The sequence below is a fragment of the Flavobacterium soyae genome (genome assembly GCF_021245985.1).
Taxonomy (GTDB): domain Bacteria; phylum Bacteroidota; class Bacteroidia; order Flavobacteriales; family Flavobacteriaceae; genus Flavobacterium; species Flavobacterium soyae.
Genome location: NZ_JAJQXA010000001.1, coordinates 173,355 through 191,918 on the forward strand (window position 1 = coordinate 173,355; position 18,564 = coordinate 191,918).

Annotated in this window: 15 protein-coding genes and 1 riboswitch; of the genes, 2 read left to right on the forward strand and 13 right to left on the reverse strand. The window is 33.6% G+C overall.

The genetic code is table 11. The features are described from left to right. Window positions 1–97: 97 nt before the first annotated feature. Window positions 98–808 carry a phosphoadenylyl-sulfate reductase gene (locus LUU93_RS00730; protein ID WP_232676537.1) on the reverse strand — a complete coding sequence of 237 codons (711 nt, stop codon included), beginning with the start codon at window positions 806–808 and terminating at the stop codon, window positions 98–100. Window positions 809–833: 25 nt separating this feature from the next. Then, a complete protein-coding gene (locus tag LUU93_RS00735; protein WP_232676547.1) occupies window positions 834–1,721 on the reverse strand; it encodes a sulfite exporter TauE/SafE family protein in 888 nt (295 codons plus the stop codon). A 301-nt stretch (window positions 1,722–2,022) separates the two neighbouring features. On the opposite strand from LUU93_RS00735, the gene LUU93_RS00740 reads away from it, so the two are divergent. Beyond that, entirely contained in the window at window positions 2,023–2,805 is a 783-nt protein-coding gene (locus LUU93_RS00740) for a sulfite exporter TauE/SafE family protein (RefSeq protein ID WP_232676549.1), read from the forward strand. 61 nt (window positions 2,806–2,866) lie between these two features. On the opposite strand, the gene LUU93_RS00745 is transcribed toward LUU93_RS00740, so the two are convergent. The 11 genes from LUU93_RS00745 to LUU93_RS00795 all read right to left on the reverse strand — a co-directional run bounded on the left by LUU93_RS00745 (window position 2,867) and on the right by LUU93_RS00795 (window position 16,667). Beyond that, the gene (locus tag LUU93_RS00745) at window positions 2,867–3,277 is read right to left on the reverse strand and encodes an RrF2 family transcriptional regulator (RefSeq protein ID WP_012023576.1); all 411 of its coding nucleotides are present in this window, start codon (window positions 3,275–3,277) and stop codon (window positions 2,867–2,869) included. Between the two features lie 133 nt (window positions 3,278–3,410). Further along, the gene (locus LUU93_RS00750; protein ID WP_232676551.1) at window positions 3,411–3,911 is read right to left on the reverse strand and encodes an RDD family protein; all 501 of its coding nucleotides are present in this window, start codon (window positions 3,909–3,911) and stop codon (window positions 3,411–3,413) included. A 176-nt stretch (window positions 3,912–4,087) separates the two neighbouring features. Continuing rightward, window positions 4,088–5,260, reverse strand: a complete 1,173-nt coding sequence (locus LUU93_RS00755; RefSeq protein ID WP_232676564.1) for a trans-sulfuration enzyme family protein — start codon at window positions 5,258–5,260, stop codon at window positions 4,088–4,090. A 114-nt stretch (window positions 5,261–5,374) separates the two neighbouring features. Beyond that, window positions 5,375–5,800, reverse strand: a complete 426-nt coding sequence (locus tag LUU93_RS00760) for an OsmC family protein (RefSeq protein WP_232676581.1) — start codon at window positions 5,798–5,800, stop codon at window positions 5,375–5,377. A gap of 76 nt (window positions 5,801–5,876) precedes the next feature. Then, window positions 5,877–8,291 carry a bifunctional aspartate kinase/homoserine dehydrogenase I gene (thrA, locus tag LUU93_RS00765; RefSeq protein ID WP_232676591.1) on the reverse strand — a complete coding sequence of 805 codons (2,415 nt, stop codon included), beginning with the start codon at window positions 8,289–8,291 and terminating at the stop codon, window positions 5,877–5,879. Between the two features lies 1 nt (window position 8,292). After that, window positions 8,293–9,276: an alpha/beta fold hydrolase gene (locus tag LUU93_RS00770; RefSeq protein ID WP_232676599.1), complete on the reverse strand. Its 984-nt coding sequence runs from the start codon at window positions 9,274–9,276 to the stop codon at window positions 8,293–8,295. A gap of 78 nt (window positions 9,277–9,354) precedes the next feature. Continuing rightward, window positions 9,355–9,463, reverse strand: a riboswitch (SAM riboswitch). Between the two features lie 189 nt (window positions 9,464–9,652). Continuing rightward, window positions 9,653–9,853: a hypothetical protein gene (locus LUU93_RS00775; RefSeq protein ID WP_232676601.1), complete on the reverse strand. Its 201-nt coding sequence runs from the start codon at window positions 9,851–9,853 to the stop codon at window positions 9,653–9,655. 545 nt (window positions 9,854–10,398) lie between these two features. Continuing rightward, window positions 10,399–11,487 (reverse strand): homoserine dehydrogenase family protein, encoded by a 1,089-nt coding sequence (locus LUU93_RS00780; RefSeq protein ID WP_232676603.1) that lies wholly within the window; start codon window positions 11,485–11,487, stop codon window positions 10,399–10,401. A 228-nt stretch (window positions 11,488–11,715) separates the two neighbouring features. Then, window positions 11,716–13,020 carry an O-acetylhomoserine aminocarboxypropyltransferase/cysteine synthase family protein gene (locus LUU93_RS00785; protein WP_232676605.1) on the reverse strand — a complete coding sequence of 435 codons (1,305 nt, stop codon included), beginning with the start codon at window positions 13,018–13,020 and terminating at the stop codon, window positions 11,716–11,718. 57 nt (window positions 13,021–13,077) lie between these two features. Next, window positions 13,078–13,266: a hypothetical protein gene (locus LUU93_RS00790; RefSeq protein ID WP_232676607.1), complete on the reverse strand. Its 189-nt coding sequence runs from the start codon at window positions 13,264–13,266 to the stop codon at window positions 13,078–13,080. Window positions 13,267–13,820: 554 nt separating this feature from the next. Continuing rightward, window positions 13,821–16,667, reverse strand: coding sequence for a TonB-dependent receptor plug domain-containing protein (locus LUU93_RS00795; protein ID WP_232676614.1), 2,847 nt, complete (start codon window positions 16,665–16,667; stop codon window positions 13,821–13,823). 531 nt (window positions 16,668–17,198) lie between these two features. Between LUU93_RS00795 and metK the strand changes: the two genes are divergently transcribed. Then, window positions 17,199–18,449, forward strand: a complete 1,251-nt coding sequence (gene metK / locus LUU93_RS00800) for a methionine adenosyltransferase (RefSeq protein WP_232676624.1) — start codon at window positions 17,199–17,201, stop codon at window positions 18,447–18,449. The last annotated feature ends 115 nt before the right edge of the window (window positions 18,450–18,564 follow it).

Here is an 18,564-nt window from a genome sequence, read left to right on the forward strand (position 1 = left end):
CCCCCGGATTAAAATCCGGCGCTACAATATGAATCGTTCCTTCGGAACTTGATCTATATTCTTTATTCTATTCTCTAAAGTCTTGTCTCTTGCTTCTTTACTCTTTTTTAGCGCTATGCAAACCACACTCTTTATGACTTGATTCCCACCACCATCTTCCGGCTCTGATATCTTCACCCGGAAAAATTGCTCTTGTACACGGTGCGCAGCCAATACTTACAAAACCTTGTTTGTGTAAAGCGTTTTGAGGAACATTATTTTCTGACAAATACGTTTCAACTTCTTCTAAAGTCCATTTTAATAACGGATTGAATTTTATGATTTCGAAGTTTCCGTCGTATTCAAACAAACTTAAATCATGTCTGTTCTCTGATTGTTCTGCTCTTAATCCTGTAATCCAAACTGAATTTCCTGCTAACGCTTTTCTTAACGGAACCACTTTTCGAATAAAACAACATTCTTTTCTGTTTTCAACTGAATCATAAAAGCTGTTTGGCCCTTTTGTCTTCAGAAGATTTTCGACCGCCGCAGCTTCTGGAAAATAAACTTCTATAGGTCTTTTATATTTTTTTAATGTTTTGTGAAAAACATCGTAAGTTTCCTGAAATAATCTTCCGGTGTCTAAAGTAAACACCGTAATATCGGTGTTGCTTTTTGAAATGAAATCAGTAATTACCTGATCTTCCTGACCGAAAGAAGTCGAAAAAATTACTTTTCCCGGAAATTTTTCTGCTAAATAAACTAAGGTTTCATCCAGCGAAAAATCTTTTGTTTTCTCTAATAATTCTTGTACAATAATCGCACTCATAATATCTTTCTCTCTATCTAAAGAATTATAATAATTTAGATAATGTTTTTAAACTCAATAATATAATTAAAACTCCAACCGCAACCATCATTGGTTTTCTTTTGATTTTATTTACCAAATACGCTGCTAATGGCGCTGAAATAACTCCTCCTAAAATTAATCCAATAATTACCTGCCAGCCGTGAATCCCGCCAAAAAGCATAAAAGTAATACCACTTGCAAATGAAATTGCAAACTCGGCTGCGTTTACAGACCCAATCGTATATCTCGGATTTCTTCCTCTTCCTAATAATGTAGAAGTTACAATTGGCCCCCAGCCTCCTCCGCCAACAGAATCCATAAAACCTCCAAAAACTGCCAAGACACCTAATTTTTTGGTTTTCTTTTTTATTATGCTTTTTTTCAGTGCTTTTTTGATAATGATAACTGCCAAAACAATCATATAAACCGCAATAAATGGCTTGATAATATCTCCATTAATAACATCAGACAATAAATAAGCTCCCACGATTGATCCTAAAACGCCTGGTATCAATAAATGTTTTACCAGCTTTTTATTAATGTTCCCAAATCGGTGATGTGAAAGCGCCGACGCTCCCGTTGTAAACATTTCAGATACGTGAACCGCAGTACTGCTCACAACCGGTGGAACTCCATAAGCCAATAAAAATGAAGTTGAAGTAGCTCCGTACCCCATTCCTAATGTTCCGTCAACCAATTGGGCAAAAACACCAATAGCAAAAAACACTAAAAATTCTTCATTAAATCCATCTATAAATCCATTCCACGAAAACTCAGCGTGATGATTATATATTAATACAGTTAATAAACTTACTAGTAAAACAACAGGAATTCCAATCCAGAGTTTTTCTTTAAAAGAATCTACAGTATTTATTTTCAGTTCTTTCTCCATATTAAAAATGATTGAATTCGTTTTCAAAACCTATTACCCTATCGGGTTAATAGATTACTTTGCAAAAATACTATTTATTTCTAAAAATCAAAACAAATAGTATCGTTTTTTTAAACCTTTAACTTCCTCTGGATCATATTGAAACAAATAATTAAATTAATTTCACAAATAATATCACATAACATCATATTTAAACAATAAAATTCTCCAAAATGTTTGGTTATCTAAATAAATCTTAATCTCTACAATTTCCATAGGATAATTATAAAAATGTCATTATTTTAGCGGCAAATTTTTTTATATGGATTTTCAAATCGGTCTTGTAATTGCAGGATTAGCTGTAGGGTTTATTGTAGGATTAACTGGTGTTGGAGGCGGTTCTTTAATGACGCCAATTTTATTATATTTCCGTATTTCTCCAACAACAGCAGTAGGTACTGATCTACTTTATGCTGCTTTTACCAAAATGGGAGGCGTTTTTGTACATCATAAAAAAGGTAACATCAACTGGAAAATTACAGCCTGGCTAACACTTGGCAGCGTTCCTGCCTCTTTATTAACTTTATGGATCTTAAATAGTATCAAAACCGATATTGAAACTATAAATCGTGTAATTAAGTACAGTTTAGGCTGGGCATTGTTGTTTACATCTGTTGCTATTATATTCAAAAAGCAACTTCTTGTTTTTTCTCAAAAACATGCAGGAGATAAATTTCATAGCGAAAGTACTACTCAAAATATGCTGACTATAGGAATTGGAATATTATTGGGGGCAACCGTAACTTTAACTTCTATTGGAGCAGGAGCGTTAGGAACTGTAACTTTATTTTTCCTTTATCCGCTTTTACCAACGCCTCGTTTGGTAGGAACTGAAATTGCCCATGCTGTTCCTTTGACTTTAGTTGCAGGAATTGGACACGCTTCTATGGGAAATTTAGATTTAGCGTTATTGGGACAATTATTACTGGGATCTCTTCCCGGGATTTATATAGGAAGCAGTTTAAGTGGAAAAGTACCGGATTTATTTTTGAGAAATGCTATCGCCGTAATGCTTTTTCTGGCAGGATATAAATTGATTTTTTAAAAGATTTTTTTTCACCATATAATAAGTTATATAAGTTCATTTAATTTATCATCGTTTAAATTTAAAAAGCAATATCTGCAAGTGAATTACTTTCTAATATTTTAAGTGTATTATCTCTAACTTCTGTCATTAAACGTCGTGCAGCACAGGTAGATTCGTCATCGCAGTCATCGCATTTTTCATAAAAATTATGACTTGCGCATGGAAGCAATGCAATTGGCCCTTCAAGAATCCTGTATACTTTGGCCATACTGATATCTTTTGGATCTTTTATCAAGTAATATCCGCCGCCTTTTCCCTTTTTAGCTCCAAGAAATCCGGAGTTTCTCAATAATAACAAAATACTTTCCAGAAATTTTATCGAAATATGTTCGCTTTTCGCGATTTCAGCTATTTGTACAGGCTCATTATTCTCTCGTCTGGCTAAATAGGTTAAAGCTTTAATTCCGTATTTTGTTTTCTTTGAAAGCATCTTTAAATTTTAGATTTCAGACTGTAGATTTTAGATTTTTTCTAAAATAAACAAGCTTCATATTATTCTGCAACAAAAATAGGCTTTTTAAATGAGAAAAATAACAGAACGAAATTATATTCTACTTATTCTATCAATTTAGTTCGCTATTTCCAATTAAATTGAATTCGTGGAATAGTTTTACTTCTTTATCGAGATCTTTTTTATTTGCTACATAAGTATCCGAAATAGAATCATGCCAGCCTCTGTTTCCAAGAAAAGAAAGCGCATCAAACGGAATTAATCGGCATAGTGTTCTTTTAAAAATAGTGCTGAAAGAAGGTCTTTCTCCATTTTCATCTACGACAATAGTTCCTGTGATAAATTTACCCAGCGTTCTTCCAAACAATGCTTCAGTAAAAGTGTAATAAAAAATTGAAATAGCAAAAAACAGAATCTGTCCTTCAAAATCACTCATATTTCCCAACCAGTACATCAATCCGTTTAGACCAAAAAGATTAGCCAGAAGAGCCATAACAATTCCAAAAACAAAAATTAAAACAAAAGTTGCAACTATATCTAAAATATAGTTTATAAATCGGCTTCCGTTGGATGCCAATAATTTTTCATCAAGAATATAAGTAGAGTTACTCATGGTTTAATCGGTTTATTAAATTGATTATAATAGATTTAAACGTATAATGAAAACAAAAATATATTTTTTGTTCAAATAACCATCAAAAAAGAATGACGATTTTTAACAGTAATAAATTTACAGTCAAAAATCGTCATTATATAATCTAAAATCTGAAGTCTAAAATCTAAAATTATTTAATCCAGCGCTTGTTTTAAATCAGCAATTACATCTTCTACGGTTTCTAAACCAACAGAAACACGAACCAATCCTTGTGTGATTCCAACCGCTAACTGATCTGCTTCAGATAATTTACTGTGCGTTGTAGATGCCGGATGCGTTACAATTGATCTTGTATCTCCAATATTGGCTGATAAAGAACAAAGTTTAATCGCATTCAGGAATTTTCTTCCAGCTTCAATTCCGCCTTTTATTTCAAATGCAATAATATTTCCGCCTAATTTCATTTGTTTTTTAGCAATTTCATATTGCGGATGTGATTTCAAAAACGGATATTTTACGCTGTTTACATTTGGATGACTTTCTAAAAACTCAGCGACTTTTAATGCATTTTCGCAGTGTCTTTCAACGCGAATTGCCAAAGTTTCTAAACTCTTAGATAAAACCCAGGCATTAAACGGCGATAAAGCCGGACCTGTATTTCTTGAAAATAAATAAATCTGTCTGATTAAATCTTCGCTTCCAACCGTAACTCCTCCTAAAACACGTCCTTGTCCGTCTATTAATTTTGTTGCCGAATGCACTACTAAATGTGCTCCAAATTTAATTGGCTGCTGTAAATACGGTGTTGCAAAACAGTTATCGATTATTAAAATCAGGTTGTGTTTTTTCGCGATATCTCCCAACAATTGCAAATCAATCACATCTACTCCAGGATTTGTTGGTGATTCTGCGTATAATATTTTTGTATTTGGTTTGATTAAAGCTTCAATCGTTTCCGGCTTATTAATTTCAAAATAAGAAGTTTCGATATTCCATTTTGGAAAATAAGTCATAAACAAAGCATGAGTAGAACCAAAAACACTGCTTGCAGAAACGATATGATCTCCGGCATTTAATAATGCTGCAAAAGTCGAATAAACCGCTGCCATTCCGGTTGCGAATGCGTAACCTGCTTCAGCTCCTTCCATTTTACAGATCTTCTCCACAAATTCAGTTGTGTTTGGATTGCTGAAACGGCTGTAAATATTTCTTTCTTTTTCTTCTGTAAAAGAAGCTCTCATATCCTCGGCATCTTCAAAAACAAAGCTTGACGACAGGTACAAAGGCACCGAATGTTCCAGATACTGAGATCTTTCTAATTGTGTTCTAATGGCTTGTGTTTCAAAACCAAATTCTTCTATATTCATTGTGTTGTTTTTTGTTTTTTTGTTTCAAGTTTAAAGTTTCAGGTTATTACTGAACTCAAAATTCAAACTGTTTAGAGAAATTATCTAATTCTCTAATTAACTCATTTTCTAATTTTACAAAGCTTCGTTGTTCAGGACAACTTTGTATTTGATGGTTGCAGTTGGCTCTACCGTTTTGGCAACTGAACAGTATTTCTCGAAAGAAAGCTGTGCCGCTTTTTTTGCTTTTTCTGGATTGATATCGCCTTCTAAATAAAAAACCACATCAATTTCTTTAAAAGGTTTTGCTTCTTCAATCTGTACACGCGTTCCTTCAACCTCAGCGTTAAAAGAAGTGATTTCCTGACGCTGCTTTTTCAAAATCGAAATCATATCAATTGCACTGCATCCGGCAACGCCCATTAATACCAGCTCCATCGGACTGGCGCCTAAATCGCTTCCTCCAAATTCAGCTCTGCTGTCAACATCAACTACATGTCCGCGTTCATTTTTTACTTTAAAATGAAATGCGTCATTTACTCTGTTCAAAGTTACTTTCATGTTATTTTTCTTTTTTTTATTTGTCAGAGTTCAGCAATCTAAACTCTAAAATCTGCAATCTAAATTCTAAAATCAATTATCCTTTATCAGATAATCTCAAAATATCCCCAAAAACTCCTCTTGCTGTTACCGCAGAGCCTGCACCAGCTCCCTGAATAACGATTGGACGATCTCCATAAGATTCTGTATAAATTTCGAAGAAAGAATCTGACCCTTTCAAACCGCCTAGCGCTGTATCTGAAGGAACAGAAACTAATTTTACTTCTAGATTTCCTTTATCATTTTGTAAATCTCCAGACAATTCACCAATGTATCTTAATACATGATTTGGTTTTTGGTCAGCTTTTATTTTCTCGTAAATTGGGTCGAATTCTTTTAATTTTGTTAAGAAATCAGCAACGTTTCCTTCTCTTAAATGTTCCGGAATTAGGTTTTGAATGGAGATTTCTTCAAACTCATTTTGTAAATCTAATTCTCTTGCCAAAATCAATAATTTTCTTCCCACATCATTTCCGCATAAATCTTCACGCGGGTCCGGTTCTGTATATCCGTTATCAATTGCTTCTTTCAGAATTTCACTAAACGGAACATCTTTTGCAGAGAAATTATTGAATAAATAACTCAATGTTCCAGAGAAAACACCTTTAATTTTTGTGATGTTTTCACCAGAAAGATGCAGTAATTTAATCGTATCAATTAAAGGTAAACCTGCACCAACATTGGTTTCGTACAAATAATTCTTTTGGTTTTCTGCCAAAGCTTTTCTCAATTCTTTATAAAAACCATATGTCAAAGTATTGGCTACTTTATTTGAAGAAATCAAATCGAAACTGTTTTCTACAAGCGGAACATAATTTTCTACAAATGATGCACTTGCCGTATTATCAATTGCAATTAAGTTTTCTAAATGATATTCGTTTGCATAAGCAATAATATCTTTGATTGTATACGGTTCCCCTTTTGTTTCAATATCGTTTTTCCAGTTTGAAGTTACGCCATTTTTATTTAAAAGAAGCTTTTTAGAATTGGCAATTGCAAAAACATTCAGCTTAACATCTTTACGTTTTTCAATTGAAGACGCCGATTCTAATATTTGATTAATCAAAGTTCCTCCCACTAATCCGTGACCAAAAATAGCGATGTTGATTTTTTTAGAAACTCCAAAAATCTCTCCGTGAATTACGTTTAAGGCTTTGTTTAATTCTTCTTTCTTTACAACTAAACTCACGTTTTTACCTGTAACGGTGTTGTTGAATAAAATGGGAACTATTTTGTTTTTGATTAATGCAGTGTATGGTTTGTGGAACGTACTTAAATCCTGCCCGATAATCGAAATTACCGATACATTATCTGTTACTGTAATCTGGTTTACATCTTTAGAATAAAAGTCGTTTTCGAACTCTTTTTCTAATTCAACCATTGCAAGCGTTGCTTTTTCTTTTGCCACAACCAATCCAATTCCTCGTTCTGAAGAACCTTGCGAAATGATGCTTACGCTGATGTTGTGATCGCCCATTACTTTAAAAATTCGGGCATCAACGCCAGATTTCCCAAGTAATCCGCGTCCTTCAAGATTTACAAGCGATACATTTTCTAAAACAGAAAGTGTTTTGATTCCCTCTTTTTGAGAATTTGAAGTAATTAAAGTTCCGTGATTTTCGTGATTGAATGTGTTTAAAATACGAAGCGGAATGTTTTTTTCCAATAATGGAATTATCGTTTTGGCATGCAGAATTGTTGCTCCAAAATTGGCCAATTCGTTTGCTTCATTAAACGATAAAAATTCTATTTTTTTAGCATCGGCAACTAAATCAGGATTTGCAGTGTAGATTCCGTCAACGTGCGTAAAGTTTTGAAGTTCTTCGGCATCCAGATAATTAGCAATTAACGAAGCGGTATAATTACTTCCGTTTCTTCCTAAAGTTGTAGTATCGTTATTGTTGTTTGAACCTATGAAACCTGTAACAATGTTTACTGTTTCACCATTATGAAGTTTGAAATAGTTGATAACGTTTTTCTTTGACAGTTGCTCCAAAGGCTGAGCGTCACCAAATTTAGAATCGGTTTTTAATAATTCTCTTGTATCCACAAAATTGGCAGGAATTCCTTTTTCAATTAAAATCGAAGTCAATAATTTAGCTGAAAGCAATTCGCCTTTAGACAAAATCTGATCTTTGATCTTGTTGCTGTAATCACCAATAAGGCTTACTCCTTCGAATAATTTATCCAAAATATTAAACTCTTCAGATAAATCAACTTTAGGATAATCTGAAATCTGATAAGCTTTAAAGCTTTCTAAAAGCGGTTTGTAATTTCCGTTTTTAGCAGCAATTCTTAAAATATCTTCTAATTCATCTGTCGCATTTCCTCGGGCAGAAACAACTACGGCAATTTGTTCGCCTTGATTTACTTTATCAGAAATGATTGAAACTACTTTGTTAAGTCCTTCTCCGTTTGATAATGATTTACCTCCAAATTTTAATATTTTCATTTTATTTTACTATTGTTTCTGCCTTAAAAATATCGGCAAGTAAATGATCTAATTGTTTGTACTCGATTAAAAAAGCATCATGTCCGTGAACGGAATCAATCTCGCTGTAAAAAACATTGTTTTTAAATTTCTTTAATTCATTGTAGGTTTCCAGATTTTCTTTTGGTGTAAAAAACAAATCTGAATTAATGGCCACGATATGTATCGCTGCGTTTGATTTGGATATTAACGTTTCGAAACCTTCACTGTTTCTGGTAATATCTATGGTTTTAAGCAGCTGGTTCATCAATTTGTATGATGCTAATTGATAGCGCTGCTGCAATTTTTTTCCGTGATGTACCAGCCAGCTTTCGATATTAAAAATCAAAAGATCCTGATTGATGGTGCGCTGAAATTTTTCTTTGAATGATTCCGGAGATCGGTAACACAACATGGCGTGAATTCTGGCATCTTCAATTGGTTTTGATGAATTGTTCAAAATTTGTTCTTGCAGAAAACAGTTTGCAATCATCCAGTCGGTCGATTTCCAGTCGGTTGCAATAGGAATTAAATGTTCTGTAATGTTGGGTTCCAAAGCCAGGATTTCCCAGGCAATTCCACCGCCAACAGAACCGCCGATAATGGCAAATACCTGCTCAATACTTAAAGCTTTTAATCCTTTGATAAAGATTCTGGCAATATCTCTGGTTGTAAAATCCTGATAGTTTTCGATTATAAACGAATCGTTTCCGTTTCCGGGAACATTAAATGCCAGAATGGTATATTGATTGGTATCGATTGTTTTTGCTTCGCCTATTAAATCATTCCACCAGCCATTTTCACCTGTAACCTGAGCATTTCCGGTTAAGGCATGATTTACCAAAACAATTGGAGCAGTATGCAGCGGTTTACCGGAAAGTGTAAAACTTAACGGTAACGACGAATACAGCGCACCACTTTCGGTGATGAAATCTTGAATTATAATGGGACTTGGTATATTTTCCAATTTCAAATCTATTTATTATTGATTTGTATGTGGAAATATTAGAAAGAAAGTCTAGAGTTGAAACTAGAAAAATTCTTGTTGTTATCTTTCCACGTTTAGGCGTGGTAGAATGCAGCACCTTCTTCGAATTAACGAAGGGTTGCTAAGGATTCATCGGGTCTAATCCCTCCTCCTTTCTTTATAACATTTCAATACATTTTTGAACTTAACGGTGCAAATTAACTACTAATTTCTTAAACTAACAAATTTTAATGAAACTGATTGCTCAATTTTTTAAACATAATTCAATCAGAAACTTTTATACGCACAAAATTACCGAACGTTATGCTCAGTAAAGTCATGCAGGTTTTAACCTATTTTATGGCTGCTTTTCAAGTTAGATGAAAAGGGTTTCATTTTCTTTTGAGTACATCAAAAACAATAATGAATTTGGTGCTTTTTTCTCCGCTTTTTTATCTGTTTCAGTTACACCAAAACTTGGGTGGATTAATTCGTTTGCAGGCGGTGGATTGTTTCTTTCAGCTTTTGCACTTCTGAACCCTGAAAGTTTTTTCCTTAAGTAAGTTATTGCGCTCATATTATTAAGTTTATGTTAGTTATTTTATAATCTTTATCTCTTCTTTAATTTTTTGTTATGTAACCAAATGGAATAAAAAAACCCTTTTGGATTTTAATACCAAAAGGGTTTAAGTTTTTATAGAACTTATATATACTTTTAGTATCAACAGACGCGTACACAAATACGTGCGACATTAAACATCTTGTTCATCTGTAGGGACTTATTCATCTGCGATTTGACTGTTATTTTAAAAAAATTTTGCATTTACTTTTCTTTAAAAGCTTTTTTTAGATGTGATTAGTATCTCAAAAGCATACATTTATTTTAACAATTAATGACCTGTTTTTAACAAATCTTACTTGCCTTACAAATGTGCGAATATTTTTTCAATATTCCAAGTTATAAAAGCCCATTTTTTCTTAAAAAACGTTAAAAAACAGCTTTTTATCGTTAAAAAACATCCTACAAAATTACAATTTGAACAAAAAGAAGTATAATCTTACATAAAAATAACCTTGCTTTTAGTTTCAATCTATCAAAGAACTACTAATATTTACAGCCGCTTATAACCAGACAGCTTCCTTATTTTTAATTTTTTCAGCTACTTTTAAAATGTCTGTTATTAAACCTCTTGAAATGGCCTGTTTACATGGCGACGCACTTTGAAGTACAATTGGCGTACTGGCATAAGATTGGGTATAAATTTCAAAAATAGAATCGGAACCTTTTAATTGTCCAATGGCTGATGTAACAGGTTCTGATACTAATTTGACTTCTAATGTATTGTTCTCAACATCAAATTCTCCAATATATCTTAAAACATGATTGTCTTTCTGGGTTATTTTGGCAATTTTAAACGATCGATCTATCACTTCTTTATTAAGGATTCCGTTTTTCTCTAAATGTTCTTCTCCAATAAGAGGATTGATTTTAATATCAGAAAGTTCGAATTCCTTGCCTATTTCGCGGGTTAATATCAACAGTTTTCTTGCGGTGTCGTTTCCTGATAAATCTTCTTTAAAAGTAGAACGCATTAATCCGAGAAGGCTGGCATCTTTTAAAATGGATGAAAAAGAATTTTCTTCGGCAGAAAAACGATTAAAAACATAACTCAGATTATCTGAAAATACACCTCTTATTTTTGTAATTTTTTCTCCGGAGAAATATAAATCTCTCAAAGTCTGCAAAACAGGAAAACCGGTATCAATTGAGGTTTCATACAAAAACTCTTTATCGTATTTTTTAAGGTTTTCTCTTAATTGTTTATAAAGGTCAATGGGCAGTGTATTTGCCTTTTTATTGACGGCAACAATATTAAATCCGTTTTCGATCAACGTATTATAATGACCAATAAGTTCATCACTTGCGGTTGCATCAACAGCGATTAGATTTTCGAATTCGTTTTCTTTTGCAAATTCGATAATATCTTCGACTCTAAAAGGAACGGCCAATTCTCTAAAATTGGTTTCCCATGCATATCCAACGCCTTCTTTCTCGAAAAAGGCTACTGTAGAATTGGTAATTATCGGAAAGTGAAAATCGACATTTTTACTTTGCACAAAAAAATCCTGACTTTCAATAATCTGATTGATCAAAGTACTTCCTATATTTCCAATTCCGAAAAGGATAATATTTATTTTAAGCTTTGACATAATTTTAATTTTTTAAAACATATCTATATTTAGTAAACCATATAAGTTATATAAGTTCATTTAATTTATCAACGTTTATAATTTTAGACGCACAACAGTGCGTCTCTACAATGAACTTATATAACTTATATGGTGAAACTTTTATCTTGATTTCTTTTTTCATAAAAAATCACCTCTAGCAGAACTCACGCTGCTAAAGGCAATTTTTCAAACAAAAAACAAAAAAACCTAATTTTTATTAATACTGTACTGTGACAGGGTTACACTTTCAAAAACCGTTTGCAAGTCAGCAATTAAATCTTCGACATCTTCTATTCCAACAGAAAGTCGGACTAAATCTTTTGTAACTCCTGCAGCCAATTGCTCTTCTTCAGACAATTGCTGGTGCGTGGTACTTGCCGGGTGAATAATCAGCGATTTTGTATCACCAATATTGGCCAGCAGAGAAAACAATCTTGTTTCGTCTACCACTTTTTTAGCGGCATCAAAACCTCCTTTTAATCCAAAAGTGATAATGCCGCTTTGTCCTTCCGGAAGATATTGTTGTGCTAAATCATAATATTTATTTGATTTCAAACCTGGATAATTTACCCAAACCACCTCATCTTGTTTCTCTAACCATTCGGCCAGAATCAAAGCATTTTCGCTGTGTTTTTTAATTCGGATAGGAAGTGTTTCTAATCCCTGAATAATCTGGAAAGCATTAAATGGACTTAAAGCTGCTCCAAAATCACGTAATCCTTCGATTCTTGCTTTTGCAATAAAGGCCGCATTTCCTAAAGCTTCGTGATATACTAATCCGTGATATCCTGCAGATGGTTCTGTAAATTCAGGAAATTTTCCGTTAGACCAGTCAAAAGTTCCGGCGTCGATAATTGCGCCTCCTAATGAAGTTCCATTTCCGGCAATATATTTTGTTAAGGAGTGAATTACAATATCGGCACCATATTTAATTGGGTTTAATAAATAAGGTGTCGCAACTGTATTATCTACTATAAATGGCACTTTGAATGCTTTGGCTTCCGCCGAAATTCCTTTTAAATCTAATACATCCAGTTTTGGATTTCCCAGTGATTCTACAAAGAATGCCCTTGTATTTTCTTTTGCTGCTTTTGTAAAGTTTTCAGGCTTTGAAGGATCTACAAAAGTGGTTGTAATTCCTAATCGCGGTAATGTTACACTTAATAAGTTGTACGTTCCGCCGTATAAACTGTTTGATGCTACGATATGATCGCCGGTTCTAAGCAAAGTCAAAAATGTTGTTGAAATTGCCGATGCTCCAGATGCAGTAACTACAGCTCCAATTCCGCCTTCGAGAGCTGCTAATCGCTGCTCTAAAACATCATTTGTTGGGTTATTTAATCGGGTATAAATAAATCCAGCTTCGGCAAGGCCAAATAAATTGGCGGCATGGTCGGCATTATTAAATACATATGATGATGTCTGGTAAATTGGCACTGCTCTTGTTCCTGAATTTTTAGTAACATCATGTCCTGCGTGTAATGCGTTTGTTGCAAATTTTTGTGTACTCATGATTTCTTAGTTTTTTAAATATTGTTAATACGATATATATTGAAATTGTGAATTGATTTAAATAAAATATTCTTCAGCTTCCTCTTCAAGAGCATACATTTGAAACAGTAATGATTTTTGACTTTTTCTATCTTGCTCCGTTTTTATTCTGACAACTTCTCTAGTTATCTCTTCTGATCTATTATTGTTTTTTTGAGAATCGTTTCTCAATAAGTATTCTATTGCAATTGAATTTAATGTTTTCATAATTTGTAATTTAAAAGTGTGGAAATGAAAAAAGCCCTTTCGGATGGCGACCAAAAGGGCTTATAGTTTAACTATAACAAAGATTTTATCTTTTCACTTTTGGCAACAGCAACGTTGGATGCACATTTGCATCATACTACAACACATCATATTATTTCTTGCTATTGTTTTCATTTTAATTTAAAATTTAATTTTTTTAAATTCGACTAATTCGATAGAGTAAATGTAATATTTATTTATTTAACTGCCAAATAAAATTTTGATATTTAACATTAAAATTTTTATAGGTCGCGTAAATACTGGAAAATTGACCACAGATTTTACGGATTAAACGGATTGACACGGGTTTCTTTTTTATTTAATGTAATATAAAAACCATTTACATGGATTGAAAAAGGTTAGCCACAGATTAAAAAGATTACATTGATTTTAAAAATCAGTGCTAATTCGTTTAATCCGTAAAATCTGTGGCCTATTCTTTTTAGAAATATTAATTTAAAAAATCAGTGCCAATCCGTTTAATCCGTAAAATCTGTGGCCTATTTCTCTTTACTTTAAAATTTAAAACTCAAACGAGCAAATCCAAATCTTCCGTTTAATCCAAATTGCGATACGGCTCTTGAATATGCAAACTGATTTGCATTTGTCAAGTCTGTACTTGGTGCCGGAGATAAAGTTGGAGTTGTATTTGTAAAAGCTGGAGTTGACGGATTATTTCTGTCCGGATAAACATCTCCTATATTATTGAAACCAACAGTTGCTCTAAAATGTTCGTTGATTTGATATCCGAAAGATAAATCGGTAACTAATTTTGCGCTGTATTCTGGATGTTCGTAAACAGAAGCAAATCCGTCTAAATTAACATCTGTCGCTCCCGGATCTGTTACTTTTCCGAAATAACTGTTTCTTAAATAAATATCCAGTTTTTTAATACTGAAAGTTGTTGTTAAGTTCGCCTTCAATTTCGGAATTGCTTCTTCTAAATAAACTCGGCTTGACTCAGGAAAAAATGAATATATATAAGGATCTCCTCCTGCATTCACAATAGACTGCGGAATATGTAAATCTCCTACTCTTTTTGTTTCATTATAACTTAAAGCAAAATCATTTCTGATGACAAAATCCTGAATTACATCATATTTTTGAGAAATTACGACATCAATTCCTTTCGTTTCAGAGTCGATTCCGTTTGTCCAGAACGAAGCTCTTTCTACACCTTTCAAATCAAATGCTTGTTGAAACAATGTCAAGGCATCTTTTTGTGTTTGTGATGCAGCGGCATTTATCTGCGCATCTGTTGGTCTTGCATATTGTCCAGATAAAACAATTCTGTCGTTGATTCTTGTAAAATAAGCGTCGGTTGCGATTGTGATATTGGCTTCCGGAATTTTAAATGTAAATCCTGTACTGATACTTTTTGATTTCTCTGGTTTTAAATTTTCTACACCAATACTTTTTGCCGCCTGAGAATCATTTGTAAAATAACCAACCTGATATGGTGAACCGTTAATGAACTGAGTTGAACTTGCTTCAAAGTATTTTTGCTGCAATGAAGGCGCCCTAAAACCTGTTTGTCCAGAAATTCTCCAGTTGATATTATCGTTTAGTTTTAAAAGAGAAGCTAATTTAAAAGTAACGGTACTTCCAAAATCTGAATAGTTTTCATAACGTGCAGCTCCGTTTAAAAGCCAGTTTTCGGTTGCATTTAATTCTAAATCTATATAAGCTGCGCCGCTTCGTCTGTCTCTTTCTTTAGCATCTGAAGGTTGAAACCCTGAAAATCCCTGCGCTCCTGCTCCACGTTTGTTTCCAAAGAAATCAGTTACAATTAAAGGTGAAGTAGTGGGTAAAACTCCCGAAACTAAAGCTCCGTTTACATCATATAATCCGTATGAAGCTTCTTCTCCTTGTTTTATCTGGTAGTTTTCATATCTGAATTCGCCGCCAAATGCAACGTTTAAACCTGCAAGAAAATCAAATTTTCTGCTGAAATCTAAATTGGTTGTGCTTTGTAAAAATGAAACTTTTCCGGCATCAAAACTAGAAGGAGAATTTACGCCCAAAGTTGCATTGATAGTATTGTTTACATCATATTTAAAAGAGTTTGTTCCCAGGTTTGAACTCAAATCTGTATCAAATCCAAATAATTGTGTATTTACTCCAAGAGCTGCAGAAGCATCTAAAATTCCTGATTCAATTTCCGGTAAAAATCCGTTTTCATACACTTGCGTGAAAGTTCCTGAACCATTTGGAAGTCTGTTAAAAGCATACGATTTACCGTCTCTATAAGAAACTCCACCAAATGAATATAATGAAGTCGTTTCGGTTAACGGATATTTTGCATTATAATACGCCTGTCCCGAAGCCAGTTCTGACTGACCAACACTCATATTATAATCGGCTCTTTCTTGTCCTCTGTAGGCTAACTCATTATTAGTTACATCAAAATTAAGTGCTGTCTGTAATTGTGTAATTGTAGTTGCAGATGAAATAGCATTTTGCTGTGCTGTAGTAAAATAACTCACTTGCGGCGCATATTGCTGTATGGTACTTATAATTTGTGCCGAATTTGGTGTGTTATTAATATTACTGAATAGCGAATTGATCTGAACACCATTTTGTGCTGCTCTGTTTTCTACGGCATTGTAGGCATTAAAAATTCCGTTATTTCTAATTCCTGCACGGCTTGTTGCTTGTCTTGTTACGGCTGTTCCGGTAACATTTAAAAAACTTCCCGGTTTACCTAATGAAGTTCCGTAATTTAAATCGACTTGTACCGTTTGTCCATCGGCTCCGCCTTTAAAATTATTAGATCCAGATGATAAATTGGTTCCGTATTGAATTCCTCCCGAAAGATATTTAGCATTCTTTTTCAATACGATATTAATTACTCCGGCAATGGCATCAGAACCGTATTGTGCAGTGGCACCGTCTCTTAAAACTTCGATTCTTTCAATAGCAAAAGACGGAATCGCATTTAAATCTGTTCCTACAGATCCTCTTCCCGGCGATCCGTTTATGTTTACTAAAGCGCTGGTGTGTCTTCGTTTTCCGTTTACTAAAATTAAAACCTGATCTGGGCCTAAACCTCTTAATTGTGCCGGATCAACGTGGTCCGTTGCATCGGCAGTTGATGTTGCGTTACTGGTAAAGGATGGCGCAACATAATTTAAAATCTGCGTTACGCTGGTTTGCGGCGCTCCTTTTGTTATTTCAGAAATATTAAAAACATCAACCGGAACTGGTACATCTGTTTTTACTCTATTTTTATTTCGGGTTCCAATTACGGTAACTTCTGACAGTTCATTATTCTTTAAAGTATCCTGCTCAGTCTTATTATCCTGAGCATACAGGCCTGAAAATGTCAAAAGACCTAAAACGATTAGTACATTTTTTTTCATTTCTTTTTACTGATTAATTTGTTTTTGGCTTAAAAGGATTTACAATTTATTTTCGGTTTTAAACAAAAAAAACCTCTGCGAATGGCAGAGGTTCTATATATGTTGTTGAAAATAAACTACAATAGAGTCTCTGCGGAAAGTTCCGGCATCTTACAAGACATCATATTGCAAATTGTAAATTTCATTTTGTTCTGTTATTTTAACAAGGCAAATGTGCGAACTATTTTTTAACTGACCAAACAAAAACAAAAATATTTTCTATTACCCTATCGAATTAGTATATTACTGTTAAATTTCTGCTATAAAAAATAAAAAAAGTTGAACTTTAATTTGCAAATCAAAATGGTTTTATACCTTTGCACGCGAATACAGAGGAAAAATTTGAACTGATTGCAACCTCTTCATAATGAAATGGTTCATTATGAATGCCGAAACCAAGATTTCGGTAGTAAAAAATGCTAAAGCAGGAATTCTCCTTTAGCACTTTCAGCAATTACTTTTCCTCGCTTAATGTTAATTTAATAAATTATTATGGCTTATTTATTTACGTCAGAATCTGTTAGTGAAGGGCATCCAGACAAAGTTGCAGATCAAATTTCGGATGCTTTAATTGATAACTTTCTGGCATTTGATGCTGACTCAAAAGTAGCTTGCGAAACATTAGTTACTACAGGTCAGGTTATTTTAGCAGGTGAAGTAAAATCGAATACTTATCTTGATGTACAGCAAATTGCACGTGAGGTAATCCGTAAAATTGGATATACTAAAAGTGAATATATGTTTGAAGCAAATTCTTGTGGAATTCTTTCAGCAATTCACGAGCAGTCTGCAGACATTAACCAAGGTGTTGACAGAGCTAAGCCAGAAGAGCAAGGTGCAGGAGATCAGGGAATGATGTTTGGTTACGCTACAAACGAAACTGAAAACTATATGCCTCTGGCTCTTGATTTATCTCATAAATTATTACAAGAGTTAGCTATTTTAAGACGTGAAAACAAAGAAATCACGTATTTACGTCCAGATGCTAAATCTCAGGTAACTTTAGAATACAGCGACGATAACAAACCAACTCGTATTGACGCGATTGTTATTTCAACACAGCATGATGATTTTGATGAAGAAGCTGCAATGCTTGCTAAAATCAAAAAAGATATTATCGAAATTCTTATTCCAAGAATTATCGCTAAAAACCCAACTCACGCGCATTTATTCAACGATAAAATCAACTACCATATTAACCCAACAGGAAAATTCGTTATTGGAGGACCTCACGGAGATACTGGTTTAACAGGAAGAAAAATCATCGTTGATACTTACGGTGGAAAAGGTGCTCACGGTGGTGGTGCATTCTCTGGAAAAGACCCAAGTAAAGTGGATAGAAGTGCTGCTTATGCAACTCGTCATATCGCTAAAAACTTAGTTGCTGCTGGTGTTGCTGACGAAATCTTAGTTCAGGTTTCTTATGCTATTGGTGTTGCTGAACCAATGGGAATTTTCATTGAAACTTACGGAACTTCTAAAGTAAACTTAACTAACGGTGAAATTGCTAAAAAAGTAGAAGCTATCTTTGATATGCGTCCTTACTTTATCGAGCAGCGTTTAAAATTAAGAAATCCTATTTACAGTGAAACTGCTGCTTACGGACATATGGGACGTAAACCAGAAACTGTGACTAAAACTTTTTCTGCTCCTGGAGGAAACGAAAAAACAGTTACTGTTGAATTGTTTACATGGGAGAAACTTGATTTTGTTGATCAGGTAAAAACTGCTTTTGGATTATAAAATTAGATTATTTAGACTAACTTAGATTGTTAAACATCTTAGTTAGCTGAACATAAAAAAATCCGATTTCTAGAATTTAGAAATCGGATTTTTTATTTCATACTAAAGATTATTT